The sequence below is a fragment of the Bdellovibrio sp. KM01 genome (assembly GCF_013752535.1).
GTDB lineage: Bacteria > Bdellovibrionota > Bdellovibrionia > Bdellovibrionales > Bdellovibrionaceae > Bdellovibrio.
Window position 1 is genome coordinate 679,188 of record NZ_CP058348.1, and the last position, 24,142, is coordinate 703,329.

The 24,142-nt window shown below is 46.4% G+C and carries 18 protein-coding genes; 10 read left to right on the forward strand and 8 right to left on the reverse strand.

The genetic code is table 11. The features are described from left to right. Window positions 1-7: 7 nt before the first annotated feature. Together HW988_RS03410 and HW988_RS03415 are read right to left on the reverse strand one after the other, a co-directional pair. Window positions 8-1,792 carry a long-chain fatty acid--CoA ligase gene (locus tag HW988_RS03410; RefSeq protein ID WP_181606230.1) on the reverse strand — a complete coding sequence of 595 codons (1,785 nt, stop codon included), beginning with the start codon at window positions 1,790-1,792 and terminating at the stop codon, window positions 8-10. A gap of 41 nt (window positions 1,793-1,833) precedes the next feature. Continuing rightward, entirely contained in the window at window positions 1,834-3,744 is a 1,911-nt protein-coding gene (locus HW988_RS03415) for a serine/threonine-protein kinase (RefSeq protein WP_181606231.1), read from the reverse strand. 65 nt (window positions 3,745-3,809) lie between these two features. Between HW988_RS03415 and coaE the strand changes: the two genes are divergently transcribed. Then, on the forward strand, window positions 3,810-4,403 hold the full coding sequence (gene coaE, locus HW988_RS03420; RefSeq protein WP_181606232.1) for a dephospho-CoA kinase: 594 nt from the start codon (window positions 3,810-3,812) through the stop codon (window positions 4,401-4,403). A gap of 65 nt (window positions 4,404-4,468) precedes the next feature. On the opposite strand, the gene HW988_RS03425 is transcribed toward coaE, so the two are convergent. Further along, entirely contained in the window at window positions 4,469-5,128 is a 660-nt protein-coding gene (locus HW988_RS03425; RefSeq protein ID WP_181606233.1) for a hypothetical protein, read from the reverse strand. Window positions 5,129-5,212: 84 nt separating this feature from the next. Next, on the reverse strand, window positions 5,213-5,629 hold the full coding sequence (locus HW988_RS03430) for a hypothetical protein (protein WP_220128790.1): 417 nt from the start codon (window positions 5,627-5,629) through the stop codon (window positions 5,213-5,215). A 200-nt stretch (window positions 5,630-5,829) separates the two neighbouring features. Between HW988_RS03430 and HW988_RS03435 the strand changes: the two genes are divergently transcribed. Continuing rightward, entirely contained in the window at window positions 5,830-7,026 is a 1,197-nt protein-coding gene (locus HW988_RS03435) for a conjugal transfer protein TraF (protein ID WP_181606235.1), read from the forward strand. A 29-nt stretch (window positions 7,027-7,055) separates the two neighbouring features. Here HW988_RS03435 and HW988_RS03440 read toward each other — a convergent pair whose 3' ends face one another. Beyond that, the gene (locus HW988_RS03440) at window positions 7,056-7,820 is read right to left on the reverse strand and encodes a hypothetical protein (RefSeq protein ID WP_181606236.1); all 765 of its coding nucleotides are present in this window, start codon (window positions 7,818-7,820) and stop codon (window positions 7,056-7,058) included. A 190-nt stretch (window positions 7,821-8,010) separates the two neighbouring features. On the opposite strand from HW988_RS03440, the gene HW988_RS03445 reads away from it, so the two are divergent. The 7 genes from HW988_RS03445 to HW988_RS03475 all read left to right on the forward strand — a co-directional run bounded on the left by HW988_RS03445 (window position 8,011) and on the right by HW988_RS03475 (window position 18,656). Then, the gene (locus HW988_RS03445; protein ID WP_255490189.1) at window positions 8,011-9,105 is read left to right on the forward strand and encodes a hypothetical protein; all 1,095 of its coding nucleotides are present in this window, start codon (window positions 8,011-8,013) and stop codon (window positions 9,103-9,105) included. 8 nt (window positions 9,106-9,113) lie between these two features. Next, complete coding sequence (locus HW988_RS03450) at window positions 9,114-10,127, forward strand: hypothetical protein (RefSeq protein WP_181606237.1); 1,014 nt, start codon at window positions 9,114-9,116, stop codon at window positions 10,125-10,127. After that, window positions 10,128-11,249 (forward strand): hypothetical protein, encoded by a 1,122-nt coding sequence (locus HW988_RS03455; protein ID WP_181606238.1) that lies wholly within the window; start codon window positions 10,128-10,130, stop codon window positions 11,247-11,249. Window positions 11,250-11,255: 6 nt separating this feature from the next. Continuing rightward, window positions 11,256-13,985, forward strand: coding sequence for a PD-(D/E)XK nuclease family protein (locus HW988_RS03460; protein ID WP_181606239.1), 2,730 nt, complete (start codon window positions 11,256-11,258; stop codon window positions 13,983-13,985). Next, window positions 13,961-17,059 carry an exodeoxyribonuclease V subunit beta gene (locus HW988_RS03465; protein WP_181606240.1) on the forward strand — a complete coding sequence of 1,033 codons (3,099 nt, stop codon included), beginning with the start codon at window positions 13,961-13,963 and terminating at the stop codon, window positions 17,057-17,059. Before HW988_RS03460 ends, HW988_RS03465 begins: the two co-directional genes overlap by 25 nt. Window positions 17,060-17,129: 70 nt before the next feature. Further along, window positions 17,130-17,879, forward strand: a complete 750-nt coding sequence (gene rnhA / locus HW988_RS03470) for a ribonuclease HI (protein ID WP_181606241.1) — start codon at window positions 17,130-17,132, stop codon at window positions 17,877-17,879. Window positions 17,880-17,882: 3 nt separating this feature from the next. Further along, window positions 17,883-18,656, forward strand: coding sequence for an SDR family oxidoreductase (locus HW988_RS03475; RefSeq protein ID WP_181606242.1), 774 nt, complete (start codon window positions 17,883-17,885; stop codon window positions 18,654-18,656). A gap of 29 nt (window positions 18,657-18,685) precedes the next feature. Here HW988_RS03475 and HW988_RS03480 read toward each other — a convergent pair whose 3' ends face one another. The 3 genes from HW988_RS03480 to nadB form a co-directional block, all read right to left on the reverse strand. Then, window positions 18,686-19,273, reverse strand: coding sequence for a hypothetical protein (locus tag HW988_RS03480; protein ID WP_181606243.1), 588 nt, complete (start codon window positions 19,271-19,273; stop codon window positions 18,686-18,688). Then, window positions 19,273-20,124 (reverse strand): alpha/beta hydrolase, encoded by an 852-nt coding sequence (locus tag HW988_RS03485; RefSeq protein WP_181606244.1) that lies wholly within the window; start codon window positions 20,122-20,124, stop codon window positions 19,273-19,275. The genes HW988_RS03480 and HW988_RS03485 overlap by 1 nt, the downstream gene beginning before the upstream one ends. 71 nt (window positions 20,125-20,195) lie before the next feature. After that, window positions 20,196-21,809 carry an L-aspartate oxidase gene (nadB, locus tag HW988_RS03490; RefSeq protein WP_181606245.1) on the reverse strand — a complete coding sequence of 538 codons (1,614 nt, stop codon included), beginning with the start codon at window positions 21,807-21,809 and terminating at the stop codon, window positions 20,196-20,198. 148 nt (window positions 21,810-21,957) lie between these two features. On the opposite strand from nadB, the gene HW988_RS03495 reads away from it, so the two are divergent. Beyond that, window positions 21,958-24,114, forward strand: coding sequence for a sensor histidine kinase (locus HW988_RS03495; protein WP_181606246.1), 2,157 nt, complete (start codon window positions 21,958-21,960; stop codon window positions 24,112-24,114). The last annotated feature ends 28 nt before the right edge of the window (window positions 24,115-24,142 follow it).

Consider the following 24,142-nt stretch of genomic DNA (forward strand, 5'->3'; position numbering starts at 1 on the left):
TTTTTTGTTAGGCATACATTTTTTCGATTTCGGCTGTGAACTTTTGATCCAGCTTTTTGCGTTTCAGTTTCAACGAAGGAGTGAGCTCTCCGTTTTCCACTGAGAGCTCATTATGCATGATAATGTGCTTTTTAATGCTCTCATAGCTTGCCAGCTGCGCGTTTGTTTCTGCGACGGCATTGCGGATCAATTCTTCAACGAATGGACTCGTTACCAAGTCATTCCAGTCATTGAATTTGATGCCTTTTTCCTGCGCAAGCATTTTTACCGCTGCCTGATCTGGGAAGATTAAAGCCACGATGTACTTTTTCTGATCGCCATGGATTAATGCATGAGAAATGTAAGGGGAGAGTACCAACAAAGTCTCCAAACGTTGTGGGGCCACGTATTTGCCACCCGCCGTTTTGATAAGATCTTTCTTGCGATCTGTGATGCGCAAGTCACCACTCTTAGTGATTTCACCGATATCGCCTGTGTGGAACCAACCATCCGTGAAGGCTTCTTTCGTCGCTTCAGGATTTTGATAGTATTCCTTCATCACTTTTGCAGATTTCACCAGAATTTCGCCATCGGCGGCGACTTTCAATTCGACGTCACCAATCGGGCGGCCCACGCTGCCAAAGCGATAGTTAAACGGAGTATTCACAGTGATTGCCGCCGTGGTTTCTGTTAGGCCATAGCCTTCCAAAATCAAAATACCGGCAGAGTGAAAGAACATCGCAATCTCTTTAGAAATCGGAGCGCCACCGCTGATCGCAAAACGCAGGCGACCACCAAAGGCTTCAGTGATTTTTCCAAGAACCAATTTTTTCGCCAGTTCATATTTAGCCAGCAAGCTAAGTGGCAGGATTTCACCAGAAAGTTTGTATTCGCCGACTTCGCGACCCACTTCCACAGCCCAATTGAAAAGTTTTAGTTTCAAAGGCTGAGTTTGGATTTGTGCCAAGATCGCACTGTGAATTTTTTCAAAGATACGAGGAACAGAAACCAGAATCGTCGGACGAATATCTGCAAGATTGTTACGGACTTTCTCCAGGGATTCTGCATAAGCCATCGTGAAACCAATGTACAAGTGGCCCCAGTGCTCAATACGACCCAGGATGTGAGCGTAAGGAAGGAATGTCAAAGATGTGTCACCAGGAACGGCGCCAGCGAACGGGAAGGCTTCACTGACTTCATTGAATGCTTGCAGGTGAGTTAGAACCACACCTTTAGGCAATCCTGTTGTGCCTGAAGTATAAAGAATCGTCGCCATGTCATCAGGTTTCAAAGTCGAGCAAAGATCTTTATAGCAAGTTGGATTTTTCGCCAGGTAGTCCTGACCGAATTTCATCAATTGAGTCCACGAGATATTTGAACTCTCTGACGTAGCCGTATCCATCAACAGGATTTTTTCCACATGCGGGCATTTCGCACGGATCGATTCAAACGTTTTCAAAGGACCACGGCTTTCGCAAATGAGGAAGCGGGCTTTGGAGTTATTCAAAATATACTCAACATCTTCAGCGATGTTGTTTTGATAGATAGGAACAGTGATCGCCTTGATACCAAAGATTGCGTAATCGCTGACAGACCACTCGTAACGAGTGTTGGCCATGATCGCGACGCGGTCTCCAGCCTTAATACCTAAAGAGAGCAGGGCTGCACCCAGTGTTTCGATGTCTTGGTAATATTCTTTCCAGGTTTTTTCGATCCACTTGTTGCCGGCTTTAAATTTCACGGCCGCTTGTTGTGGATCGCGTGACGTCATTGTCAAAATAGAATGACCCAAGGTCAGAGAATTCGTCTTCATGATGAAATGCTCCTAAGTTGCTTTATCTCTGGTTGAGAACTTTATTTCAGGTAAAGCTCAACCGTCTGCTTTTGATTGTTCGGAATAGTTACAGTTTTTTCAGCAGAAAGACCTGTGACTTTGTTATAAGCCTGGATCTTAACGCCGACTTCCGCTTGAATTGTGTAACCTTCGCTTGAAGGGCGAATAGCTACTGGAACTCCCGCAATTCTTAGTTCTGAGTTAGCTCCACCATTCACGATGTTGATGAAAACTGACGCCACTCTTGGAAGAACTTGTAAAGTCCCAGTAAAGGAATACGCCTCGTAAGTCGGAGTTACCGTCGTTACTAAATCTGTATAGCCCTCTTTTACCAAGCGCAGACTGAAAGGTGTATTACCTTTTTTACGCATGCTGTGCGGAGTGAATTCACCCGTGTCTTCGCCGTCGATCACAATGCGCGCCTTGGGCGGATTACTGTAGATCGAAACAGTGTAGTCTGGAATCGTAGACGCAGGTTCAGACACATGAACGCCATTCGTCGTTGGTGGCATAACTGGAGGAGTTGGTGGAGTCTGAATAGGGCGCATGCCCGATTGCTCTGACACTGGATTTTTAGTCGAGAAATTCTGCAAACCAAAATAACCGATGACCAGAAGAGCAATACCAATCGCACCACGCAAAGCCCACGCAGTTACGTTCGTAGATTTACGATACGGAATATTTGAATTCGTACCGGCGCGACCTGCAGCCGTTGCAGAGCTTGGTCCACGATTCAAAGTGCCCGTGTGAGTTGTTGTTTTAGTGTGACCACTGTGAGTGTTGGGCTTTGGCGGAGTTTTAAGTTCGCTTAAAGAAACACGGATGTCAGTGGACGTATCGATATCCAGATTGCCGTCCTCGTCCTTTGCCGCTCCTGTTGGGGGAGTCGGAACATTCTGAGGTGGGATGCGTGTATCCGTTTGCGTAACCACTGTTTTGTCTTCAGTAGGTTGCGCTTGGATTTTAGCAAATTCAACTTGCTTACGACGTTGTTCAAGGAACGCAGCCGAGAAAGCATTTTTCATGAAAACAGAGAAATCCTGAGGAGAAAACTCAGGATACTGTGTGTTTAGGAATCTGTTCAAATCACGGTGCAAAGATGCAGCTGTTTGATAACGAAGGCTGCGGTCCTTGGCCAAAGCTTTATTAACAATTCTTTCCAATTCCGGAGGAACGGAAGGATTGATTTTGCGGATGCTTGGGATTTGACACTCGCGGATTTTACGCAAGATTGCTGCTTCACTGTTCGAAGTGAACAAGCGGTCATTCGCCAATAGCTCCCACAAGACGATACCCATCGAGAAAATATCTGTGCGCGGGTCGATATTTTGACCGTCCGCTTGCTCAGGGCTCATGTAGCCGTATTTTCCTTTAAGAGTACCTGCTTTAGTTGCTTCAAGTTGGGTTTCAGCTTTAGCGATACCGAAGTCGATGATTTTAACTTCGCCTTCAAAGCTGACCATGATGTTTTGTGGACTCATATCGCGGTGAACGATATTCAAAGGGCGACCCGTTGTACCGTCAATGCAACGGTGAGCGTGGTCAAGACCTGCAGCCACTTCTTTCATCATGTAGACGATCTGTTCGATCGTGAATGATGTCGTTGTTTTCTTAAGTTCATTTAGAATTTGGCGAAGGTTGCGACCTTCAACGAATTCCATTACGAGGAAGAATTGGTTTCTCTCGACACCGAAGTCATAAATTGAGACAACGTTACCATGGTTCAGGTTGACGGCGATTTTCGCCTCTTCCTTAAACATCTCAATGAATTCTTGGTGATCAGAGTACTGGGGGAGGATTCGTTTGATAGCAACAAACTTATTCACTCCTACAGCGCCTGTAGACTTAGAAAGGTACACCTCGGCCATACCGCCGGCGGCAACTCTCTCTAACAGAATGTATTTACCGAATTGTTCTACAGCTTGAGACATGAAATCATGTTCCCCTTTGCATGGAGTATCGGTAAAATAAATAGTCAGCTAAAGGAGTTTTGGCTATGAAATGGATAGGACTGACCGGAGGTATAGGTTGTGGCAAGAGCACAGTCAGTCGCATGCTCCGAGATCGCGGTTATAACGTAATAGACGCCGATGAGGTTGCTCGCGAAGTAGTTCGCGGCGGCACTTCTGGACTTAAGGCTATAGTCCAGGAATTTGGTGACGTGCTGTTGCCGGACGGTGACCTGGACCGCAGAAAGCTGGGACAGATCGTTTTTGGAAATCCCGATCGCTTGCAAGCTTTGGAAGCCATCACTCATCCCTTGATCCGCAAAGAAATCGCTCGCCGTCGCCAGACTTTGGAAGACATGAATACGCCGCTTGCACTTTACGACATCCCACTTTTATTTGAAACTCATGCGCAGGCAAATTTCGATAAAATCGTGGTGGTATCATGCACCCGCAATCAGCAGAAGGAACGTTTGCTGCGCCGAAATCAACTTTCTGAATCAGAGATCGACATGCGCATCGCCTCGCAAATTCCGATTGCGAGCAAAGAGACAGAGGCAGATTTCGTTTTGCAGAACAATCGCGACGAGCAACACCTGCTGAAAGAAGTGGAACGCTTGGATCAGTGGCTAAAATCACTTTAGGTACGCCGTACCTTTTGGGGGTGCTGCGCATAAAAAAAGGGAGATCGAAGTCTCCCTTTTTTTATTTATTTCAGAATCACGTTGATATCTGTCGTTGATCCCAGTTTGGTTTTATAAGAAGTTCCTGGGCAACCACCACGGCCACTTTTGCTGCCCCAGGCAAGTTGGTCTTCGCTTGTGGCACGTTGAACTTTCCAAGTGCGGTCTTCAAGTTGTTTGATTTTGTAAGTCACAACCTTGTTCAGCTCCACGTTGTTTTTGCGAACAATAGGAACGCAGCGATTTGGATTTCTTGGATCAGGGAAGTTGCCACCGTTGCCAGGAGCTCCCGGCTCTGGAGGAAAACCGCCACCGAATTGGTATTCAGTCATTGTGCCTTTAATAAGGCGTGATGATTTTTCTGTGACCTGGAAAGTGCCATCAGTAAGGACCTGGCCTTTCACTTTACCTTTTTCATCAACCAGCTTGTCGCCTTTGATGATGTAAGTGCCAAAGAAGTCATTCGTCGCCAAACAATCGATCACCGCGAAGTCCATCGTCAAAGATGTCGCTGAACGTTTTAGGTTCATCGCCATTTTGCAGTTCTCGTATTTACGAACAGTTTTTTTACCATTGAATTGATCGTAGGAAGCCGTCAGTGTGCCTAAGCCGCGAAGCTCGCCCAAACCTGAAGCCATAGCGGAAAAGCCGACCATCATAGAGAGCGCAAAAACGATGTGTTTCATATCAAATCCTTTGCTGTAAATGCAGCTCAGGATCTATCAACGGACAGGGCGGGAGGCAACAAATCCTGCCTATGAAGCAAGCAGTCAGAAGTTAAAATTATAGCCTAGTAACGCATAAAGGTCGGGGCCGACGACCGCGATACCTGCGCCAAATTCAAAAAAGAACGGATCGCCAAAACCAACTCCTCCACGAAGGCGGAAACGTTTGATTTCAACCAGGTTTGCAAGCTCTGCATCGGGATCCAAATAAGTCCCCAAAGCTACACGTGCATAAGGATTAAAGCGGTCATTTTCGATATGCCAGCGGCGGGCACCAAAGACGCCGATGATATTATCTTTTTCTAACGATATATGAAGATCCCAAACCGCGCGTTCGTGTTCAATATTTGCAAAGCGCAAACCAAAATTGGGTCCTTGGGGCCATTCATCGCTCTCTAAAAAGTTACCACCAGCAAATCCCGCCAGAATTCCCAGCTTCCAAGTTGGAGCCGGTGTACGCAAAGGGGCTGCCTTACTTGAAAGGTAAGCATCATCTTCACCAGAAAGTGGGGCTGAGTCTAACGTGGTAGTAGCCGTTGGGGCCGCGTGGCTCACATTACATAACAAGACTAAGGTCAAAAAAAGGATAGGGATATAAACCTTCATAAGCAAAAGTATAATTTACGTCTACAATCTTTGTAAAAGTAAATTGGAGACAAAATATGTTTAAAAGAGGATCTGTTCTCCTCTCGGCCACACTCTGCACATTTCTTTTCATGAACTCAGCTCGTGCGGATGAAAGTATCAGCACCACTATTCACCATCAGTACCAATCACCACGTGCTTTGGGGATGGGGGACGCCTTCGTTGCGGTTGCTGACGATTATACAGCTATATTCTATAACCCTGCAGGACTGGCTCGTCGTGAAAATGGACAAGTGAACTTATCAATGAGCTTCGCGGGAACTCCGGGCGCCAAAGACTTTTATGATGAATACAAGGCGATCGAAGATAATGCTGCTTTGAGTGATTCGGCTAAACAACAAGCTTACATCGATTTGATTACAGCCCATTTCGGAGACGTGTATTCAATTCGTACAACACCAATGGAAGGTGTTTGGGTTCGACCTAAATGGGGTGTTGCGCTGATTCCAATGGATCTTACAGTTGAATTGCAAATGCATCGTAGTGTACCTGCTGCCATTGATACCAAAGTGTATGCAGATACAACATTAGCACTTTCTTATGGTGATGATTTTAACTGGTTTTCCAATGGTCGTTTTTCAATGGGTGTTACGGCTAAATTCATTAATCGTGGGTTTTTAAGTAAAAAACTTCAGGCGATTGATCTAGCAAATAGTGATCAAATCGTTAGAAAAGAAGACCTGGCTGAAGGCTACACGATTGATGGTGATATCGGCATGTTATGGACTCCCGAAATTCCAGGTACTGGATTCTGGAGTTGGATGCAGCTGGTTCGTCCAACATTTGGAGCTGTCGTAAGAAACGTTGCAGAGACCGGATTCAACAATTCTTTGAAATTGGTGAACAAGGACCAAACAACCGAAAACCTGCATCCTGAAAAGAACTACCGCGTTTATGATTTGGGGACTCGTTGGGAGTATCCGCGCGCTTGGATCTTCGGTGGTCGCGGCGTTTTAGATATTCGCGATTTGGGTCATCCTGACTTTAACTGGCGTCGGGGAGTACATGCCGGCCTTGAATTCGACTGGTTCGTTTATAACTGGTGGAAGGGGCATTACCGCGTGGGCATGAGCCAGGGATACTGGACGGCGGGTCTTTCAGCAGAGCTTGGGATCTTTAACTTGGATGTCGTGAGCTACGCAGACGATGTCGGATCAAGAAACACGGCTGTCGAAAGCCGTGTGTACGCGACAAGATTGAATCTTGATTTCTAAACTAAAAACTCCTCTTTCGAGGAGTTTTTTTATTGTTGCCATTGTGCCAGTAGCTGCGTTCCCAGATCTTTAATCTGTGCAGAAGTCAATCCCGCCAGATCCGCTGGTGTTAGGTTCGCACTTGCAAGTGCATCGTCAATCGGTCCGCACAGATCCTTATTTGCGCTTGCCGTGGCACACGATACCGCGTAAACCGCTTGTACTGATTCCACGACAGATGTCACAGTTTCGATAGCAGTATCATATGTTGCTTGGCCGGGAGAACCCGACTGCAATGCACTTTCCATATCAGCTAATAATTGATCCATTTGCGCTTGGTCGCACGTAATCGTTCCGCCTGTATTTGAGCAGGAAGGAAAGTCATTCACAGCGGAAGCCAGGGCTGTAGCGCTTTTTGCCATCGCACCCAATAGAGCCAAACCTGTTGAACCAGATTGAGCACATTGGTCCGCCGTCCAGTTTGCCAGAGAAGTTGAGCCATCAAAATTTAAGATGGAAAGCATCGTCGCCGCACCACCATTGTTCTGAATCGCAGTGATTGCCTCAGCCATGTTTTGGGATGAAGTAACACCAGATTTTAGGAAACCAGCTGAACAACGAATCGAATATGCATTTGTGGAAGTGAGTGAGCTGATGCCTCCTAGGCATGAATCGACGCTTGAGGCATCGGCTTTGTCGAGGCAGTATTGTGCTTCCATAATTTTATCTTTATCAGATTGAGCACCCTCACAACCTGTAAGTGTGGCAACAAGACCAAGACCAGCAACGAGCGCTGTAAACTTTGAATGAACCATTGCAAAAACTCCTCGGACGTAGACCTGATTATTTGCTTTATAAATACTTATCGGACTTTCAGCGGGGGGGCTTAACACTGGACTTTGCTCCGTATTTAAGTGAGACGTCTCAATGTGAGGCTGAACCCGACCGATAAGAACTTTGACGAAAAATATTAATTTTTCGCGAGTTTAACGAGTGGATGGAACTATGAAACGGATTTTGTGGATCGCCCTCATTCAAATATTCTTGATGATCGCCTTCGCCTTTGATGTGAATGCGGCAGAACGCCGTAGTTTCTATTCAGGAACTCGCTGCCAAGCGATGGGTGGTGCGTGTCTGGCAGTGGTGAATGACGAAACAGCCTTGATTGTGAATCCGGCAGCCCTTGGAAAACTGCGTGATACTTATGGAACTATTTTCGATCCCGAGTTGGAACTAAATTCAAATGCGATGGCCATGTATTCTGATAGCGCTTATTCAAATCCCTTTAGTCTTTCTGACGTAAAAGACGCCTTGAATGCAAACCGCGACAAATACTATCACGCCAAGGGACAGGTTTTTCCGTCTTTAGTGATGAGAAACTTCGGTATCGGGCTTTATAACAACTATCTCTTGGATGCGCAAATGAGTACGGATGGTAGCACCATCGATACTTACTATCGCAGTGACTTGGCCCTGGTGCTGGGTTTTAACTTCCGCTTTTTCGATGGTCGCGTGAAGTTGGGTTTTAATACAAAACTGATCGATCGTATCGAAGTTGATAACAGAACACTGAGTTCTGCAGGCTCGATGACTTATTCAGATATTGCAAATTCCGGAGTGGGTTTATCGACCGATGTGGGGCTGATGTTGTCCGCTCCGTGGAAGTATATTCCTACAGTGACAGCGGTTTTACACGATGTGGGTGGTACGAGTTTCAATCAAACAGATTCATTCCGCCAGTCGACGTCAGCCACTTCTGAACGTCCCAAATTGGTAGAGCAGGATCTAGACATTGCAGCGGCGTTATTTCCGATACACACAAATTACTTACGTTCATCATGGACGGTTGAGTACCGTGGCTTATTAACATCAGGTCAGGAAGACGATAAGTCCAAATTGATCCATGCCGGGTTCGAATTAAACTTCGGCGATGTGTTCTTTGCCCGTGCAGGTTATAATCAAAGGTATTGGACCGCAGGCTTTGAAGTCGCATCAGAACGTTGGCAATGGCAGTTCACCAGCTACGGCGAAGAAATCGGCACAGCAAGTTCACCTAAAGAAGACCGCAGATATAACACGAAGTTCTCATTCAGGTTCTAAGGAAGGGCATGAGTATTTTTACGCGCATCTTTATTCTAATAACTACGTTAGCGATCACAAGTTCTTGTGGTACGCCGAACGTATTATCTGAAGTTTCCAATAAGGAAACTGATGAAGCGTATTTGATCGATGCTAAAAGCGACCTTGATGATATGGAGTGGGATTCCACCATCAGTATCGTAACCGGAAAAATGTCTTCCGGTTATCAATCTCGTCGCGATGTAAAAATGATTCTGGCCTCCGCATATGCTGGAAAATGCGGATTGCTGTTCTTTGACCTTATTCAAGGTATGACCAATAACGCCGCGACAGAAATGTTTAAATATTTTATGGGAATCTGGGGCGGGAAAACTGTTGATCCAGATTCTTGCGAGTTGGCGATCGGAGTGTTGCAGGGGATCGGTACTGCCGCGGAAAGAACGACGAATGAAAATCTATTCTTGGCATTGTTGGGCGTAGCCCGCATCGGAACCAATCTTTCAGCGCAATTGGATTCCGGCGATCACAATGGGGCAATGGATGCCGATGCGACAGTCTGCCATGAAGATGGCACTGGCACTTTGACTCAATGGAAAGATGCTCCGGATCCGATTCCAGGGGCAAATTATTATCGCGCGACTTTTGGATTGCCACCTGCCGGAAAAACTAAATATATGAGCACCGCAAATATTAAACGCGTGGCTTCGGGCCTAGGGTTGATTCTGGAAAACATGGCCTCTTTGACGGATGCCTTGGGTGGCGGTACGACGATCGGTGCGCTTGGTGATTTAAGTGATGCCTGTGATGATGCGATGTCAGCAATCACGGGGGTTGCTACAAGTTGTGCGACCATGACCACTCCGGCAGCGGTCAGTTCTGAGATGGTGTACGCGATGCGATTCATGATGGATTCGGCAGAGTTTGGTTTTGGAACTTGCAGTATTGCGAATTCAGTTACGTTTATCAGCAACTTTGCGACATTCACTCCACCAGTTCCGGCTGATCTGTGCTGTCCTACGACTTCGATCCCAGGAGCACCTTAGATGTTGCGCTCCTTAATTTTGATTTTCACCTTTATGATTTCAACTGTCTCCTTCGCGCAGTCATTGACGGAATTTGCCCGCAATGCTCGATCTCTGGGGATGGGGGGAGTTTACGTTCCTTTCGTGAATGGAGCCGACGCTGTGTTTTACAACCCAGCAGCGCTGGGTAAGGTGCAGGGTCTTGATATCAAGGCCGCCGAGATTGGTGTGAGCCTGAACTCTTTGTCCCAAGAAGACATCGAGTCACTGCAAAACTTCGATCCAAATGATTCCAGCACCTACAACTCTTTATTCGGTAAGCGAGTCTGGGTTCAGGCGACGGGGAAATCAGCGATTGCGGTTGGAAATTTTGCGATTGGATATTTGAACGATATCGAAACTTCGTTAGAACTTCACAATCCGTCATACCCGCAATTTGAAACTTATTTCAGACAGGACGTTGGATATTATCTGGGTTACGCGATCAATATCGCGCCTGGAACTTATCTGGGAACCTCTGTGAAAAGAGTTGATCGTTGGGGCGGAGTAAAACAAGAATTAAGTATGACCGATGTTTCTAACGCCAGCGGATTTGATGACATCGGAGCCTTCTTCGATGACAAGGGGCAGGCGTACGGTATCGATATGGCTTTGGCGACGACGATTGACTTGCCATTGCTAAAACCAACACTAGCGTTGGTGTGGCAAGATATGGGTAACACCGCGTTTAGAAAAACCGCGGGAAGTGAAGCTCCCCCTCACATTACACAAAATTTGATTTTGGGTGGCGGCGTCACTCTGGATTTACCTGGTTTGGATATTTCTGCCGGTGGTGAAGTGCGCCATTTGCTGGAGCCAGACATTGAAGCTGGTAAAAAGCTCCACCTTGGAGCTGAGATTTCTTTACCTGTTTTTGATCTGCGCGCAGGTTACAGTCAGGGCTATTTAAGCTATGGCGTAGGTATAAATTTATTTATTCTTCACATTGATGCTGTAAGTTACACCGAGGAACTGGGGGCCTATCCGGGCCAAGCAGCAGATAATCGTTATATGATCAGCGTTGGCATCGATTTAGGCTTTGATGCAGACTTTAAATTCACAGATAATCAGGGTAAAAGACGGAAACTAAAACAACGCCGGTAAACCTTGATGCTACAAATTGTCCCAATCGAAAATCGCTCGCAGATCAACGAGCTATTTGCCAAATACAATCCACGAGAACAGTCTTGGCTGGTTTCGGATTTGCGCACCAAATTCGAATTGCAGCAAAAGATCTTAGCTCGTGACGGCCAATATGTGGACGAATCGGTTCTGCGTGCCAGCGATTTGTGGAAGTTATTGTTAAAACGTCTGGAACCCCGTTTGCGTTTGGTGAGTAATCCCTTCGCGCGTTCCATTTTGCGCACAGTCTTGGATGAAAACGCCGAAGCCTTGGGAGTGAATTCTTCCGCAGAAGACACGGTCTTTTCTTATATTGATCAATTAGCTGCGATCATTTTCCATCCCGAGGGAACGCAAAAACTCAACGATTGGTTCGAGGAACATCCCGAAGCCAAAAATCGTTGGGGAGCTTGGTATCTGCGTGCCCGTTTCTGCGCGATTCAGCTTTTAGAAAAATACAACATCATCACGGCGGGCTGGATCACGTCTTACCTTCAAAACTTCAATGACCTTGAAAGAGTTTGGGATATTCCATTGATCGTGGATTTAAGCGGCGAGATCTCCCGCGTCGAGGCGGAAATTTTAAGAACTCTGTCGCGTACGATCGACGTTGTCGTGCTGGAGCCATCGCCCACGTGGCGTGAAGAATTTAAATACCTGTTGCGACCCTATGAAGATTTACGTGGGCAAAGTTCGTCCATTAAAAAGCTTCAGCCTGCAGCTCCCGTAACTAAGATCAAAGAAGTTCTGCGCTTTTCTGGGATGCTTGCAGAAATTAAAAACTCTGTCGGTCAGGTTCGTAAATGGTTAGAGGCGGGGATACCTGCTGACAACATTGCAGTGATTGCTCCCGATATCGAGCAATACTGGCCTGTCTTGCAAGCCTTCCTAAAAGAGGAAGGCATCCCTGTTCAAAAAGATATTACACACAAAATCCAAAGTTTGCCTTCGGCTACACGTTGGTTGGCAACTTTGCGTGCAAAGAGTGGGCGCCTGTCTTCATCAGATTTGGAAATCTCGTTTTTCGAAAAACATGAATCTCAAGCGCTTCGTTATGAAGACTTTAAAGCATTGTTTAAAAGCCTTTACGTGAATGAAGATCTGGCCCGCAATGAATTGATACATAAAATTTATTTCGAGCAGATTGATTTAAGCGGCCCCGTGGTACGCGATGAATTTGTTGGGAAGGCCTTAAGCTTTTGGAGTTCCTCTGATACGGACGTCGTGCAAATCGTGTTGCGCGAACTTTTGCAGAATGCGACGGCCAATACCAAATTGATCTGGAAAGAATGGCTAAGCTATCTTGAAAGTATCGTCGCCGCCAAAGAATACAACCTGGAAAAAGGCGAGAGTTCCGGCGTTCTGGTCACTAAGCTTATGTCTGCGTACAGCGAAAAAGCTCGTTATCGAATTTTCGTAGGACTGACGGATGAGTCTTTAAAGTCTCGCAATAAAACCCAGCTGTCGGGCTCTGATTATTTTGATCTTGCCAAAGACATCGGTTTTTATCTGGATAATCCGGATCAAAGCGATCTGGCTTTTGAGTTAAAACTTTTAGCGGAAGCGGATTCGGTTCACGACATCTATTGTTTCGGTGGCACAGATCTTTCCGGTACACTTTGTTCGCCATCTACTTTCTGGATGAGCTTAAATGAAGGCCACGCCCACGAAACATTGACAGTGCCGCTGGAAACTCGTTGGGATGAAATTCAGTATTCAAAGCAGGGTGCGAACAGAACTTGGGTCGATAATCGTAAAGCCGAAATCGAGCACAAAATTCAATTGGATCTTGGAAAAGCAGATTTGCCTTTGGTGGAACTTAAGAAGCTCCCAAGCATTTCTGCCTCTGCGATTGAAAGTTATTTGGAGTGTCCGTTTATTTTCGCGGCCCAAAGATACTTTAAACTCAAAGACCTGCCCGAGGTGGATCTGGATGTGGATCACCGTACTCGCGGGCAGTTAGCCCATGCCTTGTTTGAAAAACTCACTCAAGAGCCGATGCGTTTTGATTGGCAATCTGCTGAGATCGAAGAAATTCTGGAATCAGTTCGTAAAGACAAAAACATGTTGTTCGCGGATGAGCGCCTGTGGCTGCCTTTGCGTAAAAAGCATGTGCAGTTGGCCCAAAGATTCCTGGATTTCGAAAAAACCTGGCGCCAGGAATACAACCGGACAAAAACTCTGGCGCGTGAAAAGCGTTTTGAATTTTACCTGGATCCAAAAAGTGAAACCCTTAGTAAGGAGGCCAGCGATGGCGCTTTCCGAATCTCGGGTTCTATAGACCGTGTGGATACTGATCAAGACGGCCACTTGGTGCTGTTGGATTATAAAAGCTCCGCTGGCGGTATCTCAGCCCACGGTTCATGGCTTAAAAACCATGAACTGCAACTTTTGTTTTACATGTGGGTGATTGAAAAATCCCTGATGGAAGAAATGAAGGGCGAAGTCATTGGCTTGTTTTATTATATTTTCCGTACCTTTGATCGCAAAGGTTTCCGCGTTAACGATAAAGCGGGCCGTTTGTATCCCGCAACTCGCACCAAAGATAAAAATGCCACTTTGGAAGCGAAAGAACTTTATTTAACAGAGTTTTCAAAAATTTTGATGGCAACCTTGGAACGTATCCGTCTGGGCGAGATTCGTCCCGCACCGGTAGATACGCAAATTTGTACCTCGTGTGAATGGAGAAGACAGTGTCGAGCACCGCACCTCAATTAAAAAACACGATTCTTCGCGCAGGTGCCGGAGCAGGTAAGACCACTCGTTTGACCGAGTTGTTTCTGGATTATGCCGCTTACTTTAAAACTGTGCATGGCAAGTTGCCACGTATCGTGGTGACGACGTTCACTCGAAAAGCGACTCAAGAATTAAAAGAACGTCTATCCGCAGAAGCTTTAAAGCGTAAAAGCGATGAGCTTTTCCACTATGCAAATTCGCGTTCACAAGTTCAAATTTCCACGATCCACGGAGTTTTAAGTCTGTTTTTATCCCGCTATGGCTCTGCCATCGGATTGACTCCGGATTATAAAATCATGAGCGACAGTGAAATTCGTCGTGGCGCGCGAAAAATCATGCGTAAGCATATCCTGGAAAATCCAAACCTTCAGGAGCTTTTGGAAGAGTACGAATTCAGCGTGATTGAAAGTGCCTTGTTGCAATATTTCTCGGAAAGAATTGTTTTCCCGCAATCGCGTTTTATTTCCGCTGAAGAACAGGAAATTGAAACTCGCAAAGTCATCAAAGACATCGGTGGTCGTTTAAAACGCGTCTGTCTGGAGATCGATCAGGAAACTGATAACGAGAAATGGAAGGAATACTGCGCAAATCTATGGTCCTTTAATTGGGATGCACAGGATTTGGGACAGTTCTTTGGAATGCTGCAGGGGATGTGGGATGGGATTACCAAACCCCAGTACCGCAAGGCGTCTCCGCCATTCAGTGGCAGTTTGAACGACGAGCTTGAAGAACTGCGTGATCGTATCGATAAATTGTTGGAAGCTTCACGCTATCGTCCAGATTACTGGATGAAGCATCAAAAGAACTGCGAGCAGTTTGAAACCCTGGCACAACTTTTCTGTCAGGATTTGATGCAACAAAAATTGGAAAGCGGTTTGCTTTCCATGTCTGATTTGGAAACCTTAAGTTATAAGATCATCAAAGAATCTCCTGAATCTGCAGAAAACTTTTCGCAAGAGTGGGATTTCTGGATGGTCGACGAGTATCAAGACACCAGCCCGATTCAAGTGGAAATCTTGCGCGGCCTGATTGGCAGCAAACTTCATTTCGTCGTGGGTGACCCTCAACAAAGTATTTACTTGTTCCGTGGTGCCCGCTCTGAAGTTTTCCAAGAAAAGGTGAATGAAATTTCCCTGCAAGAGGGCGATGTTCAAGAAAAGCTGGTAAACTATCGTTCCACGCCGGAAGTATTGGAGTTTTTCAATCACTACTTCACGCGATTGGATCGTAAGCAATTTGCTTCCATGACTCCGCATCCTGAAAAAGAGAAAAAGGGACCTGCCGATCCCGTGGTTCAAGTCCTTGTAACTGAAACCACTGCCGAAGACGAAGTTTCTAAGGAATACTTGGGAACGGTGTCGCGTATTCAAGAACTATTGAATGAGGGAGTGTCGCCAGAGCAGATCTGTGTTCTGTCCAGAACGCACAAAGTTTTGTCTGATATTGCCAAGGTCGCACAAGATTACGGTGTGCCTTTGCAACTTCACAGCGGCAGCGGTTTTTATGAACGCCGTGAAGTCTTGGATGCATTATCGATTCTGAAATTCTTAGTGAATCCCCATGACAACGCCAATTTCGTGGCGTTGTTGCGCTCGCCCTGGCTTGCCATGACGGACACGGAAATTATGGATCTTTGCCATAGCTTTAAACACTCCTTCTGGAGAGAAGCTCTTAAAACTCTTGAGAGCAGATCTGCACAGCATCCGATTTCGATTTTAAAAACGTTGCTGGAAACCAGTGAAGAAAAAGGCCTGTCATTCACTCTGAAAAGTGCTTTGATTGATTTAGGTTTGTTTGATTATTCCGCGCGTATTGATTCCACGGGCCGTCGCGAGGCGAATTTGTGGAAAGTGGTTTCTTTGCTTAGCGAAGAAGAACGTCGTCCTGGATTTAACTTCCTAGATTTCCTGGATAGCAGCCTGGATTCTTTGTCGACAGATGAAGGGGGCGAAGATTCAGATGCAACACCGGTGATTGAACCAAAGCGTGTGAACTTCATGACCGTGCATGCCTCGAAAGGTTTGCAATTTGAACACGTGATTTTGCCTGGAATGGGTAAAGATCCGCGCGCAAGCTTTGCTCCAGTAATTTCTTTCCATGAAAAAACAGGTCAATGGACATTGAAAGTTCGTGATGAAGAAACGCAGATGCTGGCCGGCAGTATTCTGGCCGATCAAATCATGGAAGAGCTTCGTCGTCGTGAAGGTGACGAGTTCCATCGCGTGCTTTATGTGGCCTTAACGCGTGCAAAATCCGGTGTGACTTTGCAATGGGACGAGAAAAAGATCGGGAAAAAATCCTGGGCGGCATTGTGTCCTTTGAATATCGAAGAAGGATTCCACGAAGAAGCTGACTTCTCCTATGTTGTGCGCCGTGAAAATCCACATCCTGTAAAAATGGCGGATCAAGAGCTTGAACACAAAGAGTTGCGTGCTCCTTGGTCGGTAAACCATAAAGAAGAAAAGCGTAAGTATATTTCCGTAACGGAATTAGTTGCGCCTGAAGCGGTCTCTGGATCCGAGTACGTTCAGACTGTGGCTCAATTAGCGCCCGGACTGGCACGTGCTCAGCAGGGAACGATGGCTCATCGCCTGTTTGAATCCTTGAAGTTCACATCTTATGAAGAACTTTTAAAGATCTCTGATGAAGATTTGAAAGCACCATTGACGTTTCTGGCGGAAACGGAACAACTGCCACTTTTGAAAATCATTGAAAATGGTTTTGTGGAGTGGGGTTTTGCGTTGATGGAGCAAAATGCTTTAATGCAGGGGCAGATCGACTTGTGGGGCATCGTTGATGACACGGTTTGGTTGGTGGATTACAAAACAGGCTCGCAACGTTATTCAGAAACTGCGTTTAAACAATTGGAAGCCTATGCTTGGGCTTTATATCGCATGAAGTATCTGGATCGCGTGAGGACTGTGAAATTGGCGGTGGTTTATCCGATGGACGAAATCGTTAAGATCAAGGAAATTCCGCAGCTGACAGAGCTGAACACGCGTATGAAGTCACAGATTGCCGATTATATTAAGCAGCCTGATAATAAGCGGCCTTAAGGGCCGCGCGACGATATGAAGCGGCCGTCCAGCAGTTGACTCTGCGAAGGCTCGTGGTCACGATCAGGGTGTGAAAAACAATCGCGGTTATATTCAAATTTTTTCTGATGGTGCTTGTTCTGGAAATCCCGGTCCTGGTGGCTGGGCGTCGGTCGTTTTGTTACCCGATGACACCGTCACGGAATTAGGCGCAGGTGATCGCGCAACGACGAACAATCGTATGGAAATGAAGGCCACAATCGAGGCCTTAAAGTTCGTCGCGGAAGTTCCAGGTCCCGTGCATTTCTACACTGACTCAACATATGTTATTCGCGGAATTACCCAATGGGTTTTCGGTTGGAAAAAACGCGGTTGGAAAACGGCCGAAGGTGGCGAAGTTTCCAATCGTGATTTGTGGGAAGAGTTAAGCCAAGTCGTGCAAGCCCGTGGGCCCAGCAATAAAGTCGATTGGCGCTACAGCCGTGGTCACGTCGGTATTCCGGGAAATGAGCGCTGCGATCAGATTGCCGTCGCCTTTTCTAAAAACGATTACATCGATTTGTATTCCGGAAGTCTTAAAAATTACCCTATCAATATTTTGGAAGTCCCTGCGGATCATTCTTTGCCCGAGATGAAATCTCCGACCGAGAAAAAAGCAGCTTTCAGTTATTTAAGCAGTATCGGTGGACTGGTGTATCGTCATCGTGATTGGCCATCTTGCCAAAAACGTGTGAGTGGAAAGTCCGGTGCAAAATTTAAAAAATCCACTTCGGCACAGGATGAATTAGAAATTCTAAAATCCTGGGGTCTTCCGGTCAGCACACCTATTAAAGAAGGATAGTCTATGGAAATTACAGGACGACATATTCTGATCACAGGAGCAAACCGAGGTATCGGTCGTGCTTTCGCAAAAATGTGTGCGGAAGATAAAGCCAACGTTCACTTGGTGATTCGTAAAGAAGATGCCGAGCTGGTGGAAGAGCTGAATGCTGCTGGAGCCAAGTCCGTCACAGTTTGGATTGCGAATCTCTCCGACCGCGCTGCCGTTTCGGAGTTAATTAAGAAACTTCAAGATGTGCAGATCGATATTTTATTCAATAATGCCGGTCAATTGACAGGTGGGTTGTTGGAAACTCAATCCATGGATGAAATCTATGAGATGTTGCAAGTGAATGTGAACAGCTTGATTCAACTGACTCACGGCTTGTTGCCTGGAATGCTTGCTCGCAAACGCGGTAAGATCATCAACAACTCAAGCGTTGCGGCTTACATGTATTTCCCTTCAAACTCCACGTATGCGGCTTCCAAGTCAGCTGTCGTGGCCTTTACTCAATGCTTGCATGCGGAGTTAAAGGACACGGGTGTTTCGACTTTGCTTTTGATCACGCCGGGAATTAAGACTCGCATGTTTGATAAGGTTGTGGATGTTTTCAGTAAAAACATGGAAGTTCCGAGTGAAACCATTTCGCCCGCTCAATACGTTAAGATGATCCGTGAAGCGATCTTGCATGATATCGATGTCTTGGAGCCATCGGGCTTAACAGGCTGGGCGCTGAAGGCCGCTAAGTTTGCAAAGCCGCTGTTTGATTTTGAAGTGGGTCGTCGCTTCCGCCGCTAATAAAAAAGGGGACTTATGGTCCCCTGTGATTATTTCGTTTTATTGAAGAGGAGAGTCCCCGATCCGATCGGGCCGGTGACGGTCACCTTCATCTCTTTGCCTTCGATGTTTTTAATAGGAACCGGGAAGATCAAATTGTAAGCAGTAAAGAAACGATTGTGAGTCGGGTAAAGGCTTACCAGCTCCGCCAACGCCGCCTTGTTGCGAGTAACTTTGCCTTCATAACGTTTGCCGTCGACATCCAGGAATGTTCTCCACAAAGTCGTGTCTTTCTGAAGATCGTCATTCTTTCTTTCCGGAGTATAGAAGCTTAAAAAGAACTCAGTTTCAGTGCTAAGTTTGGTTTCGCGTTTCGCTTTTTCAGCTGCGAACTTGGAGTCTTCCCAAAGGTAAAAACGCGTCAATTGATCCAGCTGAGCTTCCGTCACTTCGGAGTTCAGCAAAGTCGCCTGCATTTCCAAAACATTGTAAAGTCCGGAGTACTTTGTCGTGCGGTCCGAGAATTTCTCTACCGTTTCAAAGTACTGATTCTCGGTGCGCAGGGCGCGACCCGTTTGGGTCACTTCATAAGAAGCGCAACCTGCGATTAACAATGTTAAAACCAAAATATATTTCATTAACGAGACTCCAAAATACTATCCAGAAATCTTTTAATATCAGCAAAAGCTGTTTCGCGCATCACATCGTTGATGATCTCATGCTTAGCATTAGGGTACACCTTGATTTCTTTGCGCTTGCTGCCCAGGCGGTCGTAAAACTTCAAAGCTTCTGGTGTGCTGCAAACAGGATCCTTTTCAGGAAGCAAAAACAAAGCAGGCTTTTTGATTTCATTGGCACGAGGTCTGACGTACTCCCAATTTTCCAACATACCGACAAAAACTCCAGGAGACATTTTTGTGTGGCGAAGGGGATCGTTTTCGTACTCGCGAATGACGTCAGGGTCACTGGTTAGTGATTTGTTGGATAATTCATTCCCCAAAGTCAGTTTCGGTAAAATCTTATTCAGCAAAAAGGCTGCTGAAGATTTCACCAAAGGAACTTCCATCGATAATCCCAAAAGGGGAGCACTGATCACCAAAGCGTCGTGTCTGATGTCGGGATTTTGCAAAAGAGTTTTTAACTCCACCAAAGAACCCATCGAGTGACTGTACAGTACAACCGGGCCTTTTTTTACTTTTTCGATGGCAAGAACTTTGTCCAAAAAGATTTTATGATCTTTGCAGTAATCATCGAAATGGACGCCGTATCCACGACGACCTTCCGAGCGGCCATGCCCTCGAAGATCCCAGGCATAGAATGACCATTGGTCGTCTTTGAAAGCTTCAAAGAGGCGATGATAACACTCGGAGTGTTCGCCATGTCCATGCGTCAGAATTATCGTGCCCTTCGAGTTGGGATTGTCCCAAACTTGAAAGAACAGATTAGTGTTGTCGAAACCTTTAAAAAAGCCTTCTTCTCTTTTGAGCATATAAATTTAGATTGCCGCTTGCCCCGAATGAAAACAAGGTTTCTTTTCAGCTTCGAGGCCCGGTTTTAGGTCTAGATCAAACCTCTCACCACAATAGTGTCGTGTGGAGGGTCTTGTTGCTCTGGGAAATCGATATTGTAGTGAATGCCACGGCTTTCCTCGCGGCGAAGGGCGCACTCCACTGACAGATTGGCAACAATCGCAATGTTACGAAGTTCCAGGATGTCAGAGTGAATTTTCATATTGGAATAATAACCTTTAAGCTCCGAAAGAATATTTTCCAGACGGTGTTGGGCGCGTTCCAAGCGTTTGTTGGAGCGGACAATCCCCATATAATTCCACATCAGGCGACGGATCTCTTCCCACATGTGAGTGATGACGATCATTTCATCGTCATTGGATTCTTCAGGATGGGTCCAGGCTTTGGGTGAAGTTGGGAAAAATTTAACGGAATCACCCTGTGCTTTAAGTTCTTCAGAACAGTTGTGAGCTGTCGTCAAACATTCAAGAAGTGAATTCGAGGCCAAACGATTTGCGCCATGCAACCCTGTGCAAGCTGTTTCACCAATCGCCCACAAACCTGGGATATCCGTGCGACCATTTTCATCCGTCAATACACCACCGCAAAGATAATGGGCGGCAGGAACAACGGGAATGGGTTGCTTCGTCATATCGATTCCCAGCTCCATGCATTTTGCATAGATCGTGGGGAATCGTTGTTTCAAAAATTCAGCATCCAACTTTGTCATATCCAGATAAACGCATTCGGCACCCGTGCGTTTCATTTCTTTATCGATGGAACGAGCCACCACGTCACGCGGAGCAAGCGAAGCTAGCTTGTGATATTTGTGCATGAAGGGTTCACCCTTCGCATCGATCAGAACTCCGCCTTCACCACGCAAAGCTTCCGATATCAAAAAGTTGCGAGAGCTTGGGTGAAACAGACACGTCGGGTGGAATTGCATGAATTCCAAATTCGCGATTCGCGCGCCCACACGGTAAGCCATGGCGATACCGTCACCGGTCGCGCCACTCCAATTGGAAGTGTAAAGGTAGACTTTTCCGGCGCCGCCGGTTGCAAGGGCTGTGTTTTTTGCTACAAAAGTGTGCACTTCCCCTGTGTTTTTATCCAACGCATAGGCGCCGATGCAAGTTACCGGAGTCATGTCCGTTGGATCGACTTCTTTGTTCACGATCAAATCAATGGCGTTAAAGCGCTCCAGCAGAGTGATGTTTTCGTGTTCGCGAACTCGCGCCAAAAGTGTGCGGTGGATTTCCAAACCCGTTTGGTCTTCGAAGTGCAAAATGCGGCGAAAGCTGTGTCCGCCCTCTCGCGTCAAATCGATTTGATCCGTTTCTTCTCCGCCTTTTTTGCGAAGATCGAAATGAACACCCCAGTTTATTAAATCCTCAATACGATCAGGGGCTTGATGGACATAGTTATAGACGACGGTTTCCTTGCAAAGACCCGCTCCTGCGACCAAAGTGTCCTGGATGTGGGCCTCAAAACTGTCTTCTTCCGACATCACGGCGGCGATTCCACCTTGAGCCATCGAGGAGTTGGTATCGGTCATTTTTTCTTTAGCAAGCACGATAACTTTACCATGCGAAGCCATTTTCAGAGCTAAGGCAAGGCCGGCGGAACCAGAACCAATAATCAAAACGTCACTGCGATGGGTACTCATAATGCTGCCTTTCTAGTTCCTTTTAGTGCCTTTGGCAAAGGAGTCTTGCTTGATTCTTGCCAATTAATAAATCTACAATGAAATCAAAGACTCACATGTGAAATAGCTACGCGGTGAGTTTAGGTTGTGACAGGAAGGAACAGCTCTGATGAAAGTGAAACTCCTAGCAGTGTTGATCGCGGTGGCGGCGCTATTTATTGGCGCAGTCTTGTGGCGAACAGATAGCTTCGTTTACGGCGATCGCATGAATTGGGTTGAGGCACAGACACGCACACAGATTAGTTCTATCTCCCGTTCTTTGGGGGGCGAACTGAAGTCCTTGCAAAGACTGACAGCGACTTTCAATGCAGATAACTTTCAAAAAAACAGAATCAACTGGTCAACGATTGCGCCTTACTATGCCGTAGCTTCAGTCGCGGTAAATGGTTCAGATATCGAGCCGCAAGTTTTACTGACCAAAGACAATTCTAAAGCAGCGAACTGGAACAATGCTTTCGTCAAAGCGGCCTTGGGAAAAATTGATAACCGCACCAACGATCTAAAATTCTTTGTCAAACCTTTCCAGGACACGAACCGTGGACGTTACGTGGCGGTGGTGTTGATCGAAGGAAATCGTGGTTACGCACTTTTCAGTTCGGGTGAAATTTTCCAGTCGCAAATTGATTCTGAACGTGGAAGTTTAAGTTCTTTTTCTATCGTCACAACCAATGGTCTGACAGTGGGGCATACGATTCCTGAATATCTGGGAACGGTGATGCGTGACGATCCCATGTTCCGCGAGATTGCAAAAAGTGGCGCCACTCACGGTGGCGGTGTCGTGGATGTAAATGCAAAGCAAAAACTTTACGGCATGTTCGAACAAGTTCCGCAAAGTAACCTTTGGGTTCTAAGTTCTGCACCGATGACTGAAGCCTTGAAAGGTCGTACCGGTCTGTGGTGGCAGTTTGCGCTGATGGGCTTGGGCTTGGTGTTGGTGGGGATTGCCGCTGTATTGTGGGTGGTGGCGCCTGCAGAAAATAAAATTGAAAAATTAGAAACGGATTTGATTGCCGCTCAAAAGAAAGCCGCGGCTGCACCTCCGGTTGAAAAAACAGTGATCGCTGATCCCGAGACGGCGCAAAATGAAAAAGTGCAAACTTCCATGCGCGTGGCTTCCGCTTTGGCGCATGAAATGCGTGGGCCGCTAAGTTCAATCCTGGGTTACTCGCAAATGATTTTGGCAAAGCATCCAGAGGGCGAGATCGTCGATAACACCGATTCGATCTTGCGCGAAACTCGTGCTGCCCGCGAAATCATCAATAAACTTTTGGGATACGCTGGCGAAGAGATCAAAGAAAAAAATTCCATGAAAGTGGAAGGTCCTTTGGCCCGTGCCTTGAAAAACCTGGAAGGGGAGTTGCAGAACAATGGCGTGAAATTGGTTCGCAATATCCAGGAAACTGCAGCAGTGGATCTGCATGCAGATGCTTTGACCAAGGCATTTGAAAACATTCTGACAAATTCCATCGAGGCGATGGAGCGCATGCCGAAAAAAGAAATCAAGATTGAACTTTTCGAAGATGCTTCGGGAATTAATCTTTCCTTCGAAGATTCTGGCGAGGGAATCGATTCTGCAAATCTATCCAAGATATTCGATCCGTTCTTTACTACGCGCTCTTTCAAAAATCACATGGGATTGGGATTGGGATTGTCTGCGGCCTTTGGTGTTTTGAAAGAACACAATGCAGAAGTCAAAGTTACTTCCCAACGTGGCTTTGGTGCCAAGGTGATGATCACGTTTAAAAAGCAGCAATCAGTCAGCGTGATGAAAGCGCCGGCGACGAAGGCTGATGAAGTGACGCCGCTCCCGGTGGCTCCTGTCGCGCCCGTGGTTGAGAAAATCCAAATTCAAGGCGAAGTGCTGCAATTGAAAGAAGAGTCTCCTCACCGCGAAGAAGCGGAGACTGAATTCCTGGAGGCTAAAATGCAATCTTCTGTGGGTGCTCATTCTCCATTGGATGTGAATCTCGATAAGCTTTTTGAAATGCCTGATGAGCCATCAGTGGTCGCTGGTTCCACGGAACAGACCGATGAAACGGAAGCGGTAAAACCTTCGGAAGAAAATGCTTCTAAGCCACAAGCGCCGGATTTGGATTTTGTCGACAACTCTTCTGAAGAACGCACGGTTATCGCATCGTCTGCTCCGGTTGACGATGAGTTTACTCCGGTAAGCCTGGTGAACGCACCAAGCACGCCAGCGCCGACAAAAAAATCTAAAGCAGATGGTTATCAGGTCGAAATTCGCAGACCTGGAAAGAGGACGTAATTGGAAATACGCGATCATAGTTCTCAAT

What these genes read in the sequence shown, in the direction of transcription:
- HW988_RS03450 (WP_181606237.1), top strand. Translation starts at nt 9,114, where the DNA reads ATGAGTATTTTTACGCGCATCTTTATTCTAATAACTACGTTAGCGATC.
- HW988_RS03460 (WP_181606239.1), top strand. Translation starts at nt 11,256, where the DNA reads ATGCTACAAATTGTCCCAATCGAAAATCGCTCGCAGATCAACGAGCTA.
- HW988_RS03425 (WP_181606233.1), bottom strand. Translation starts at nt 5,128, where the DNA reads ATGAAACACATCGTTTTTGCGCTCTCTATGATGGTCGGCTTTTCCGCT.
- HW988_RS03415 (WP_181606231.1), bottom strand. Translation starts at nt 3,744, where the DNA reads ATGTCTCAAGCTGTAGAACAATTCGGTAAATACATTCTGTTAGAGAGA.
- nadB (WP_181606245.1), bottom strand. Translation starts at nt 21,809, where the DNA reads ATGAGTACCCATCGCAGTGACGTTTTGATTATTGGTTCTGGTTCCGCC.
- HW988_RS03475 (WP_181606242.1), top strand. Translation starts at nt 17,883, where the DNA reads ATGGAAATTACAGGACGACATATTCTGATCACAGGAGCAAACCGAGGT.
- HW988_RS03445 (WP_255490189.1), top strand. Translation starts at nt 8,011, where the DNA reads ATGAAACGGATTTTGTGGATCGCCCTCATTCAAATATTCTTGATGATC.
- HW988_RS03455 (WP_181606238.1), top strand. Translation starts at nt 10,128, where the DNA reads ATGTTGCGCTCCTTAATTTTGATTTTCACCTTTATGATTTCAACTGTC.
- HW988_RS03410 (WP_181606230.1), bottom strand. Translation starts at nt 1,792, where the DNA reads ATGAAGACGAATTCTCTGACCTTGGGTCATTCTATTTTGACAATGACG.
- coaE (WP_181606232.1), top strand. Translation starts at nt 3,810, where the DNA reads ATGAAATGGATAGGACTGACCGGAGGTATAGGTTGTGGCAAGAGCACA.
- HW988_RS03485 (WP_181606244.1), bottom strand. Translation starts at nt 20,124, where the DNA reads ATGCTCAAAAGAGAAGAAGGCTTTTTTAAAGGTTTCGACAACACTAAT.
- HW988_RS03495 (WP_181606246.1), top strand. Translation starts at nt 21,958, where the DNA reads ATGAAAGTGAAACTCCTAGCAGTGTTGATCGCGGTGGCGGCGCTATTT.
- HW988_RS03435 (WP_181606235.1), top strand. Translation starts at nt 5,830, where the DNA reads ATGTTTAAAAGAGGATCTGTTCTCCTCTCGGCCACACTCTGCACATTT.
- HW988_RS03480 (WP_181606243.1), bottom strand. Translation starts at nt 19,273, where the DNA reads ATGAAATATATTTTGGTTTTAACATTGTTAATCGCAGGTTGCGCTTCT.
- HW988_RS03440 (WP_181606236.1), bottom strand. Translation starts at nt 7,820, where the DNA reads ATGGTTCATTCAAAGTTTACAGCGCTCGTTGCTGGTCTTGGTCTTGTT.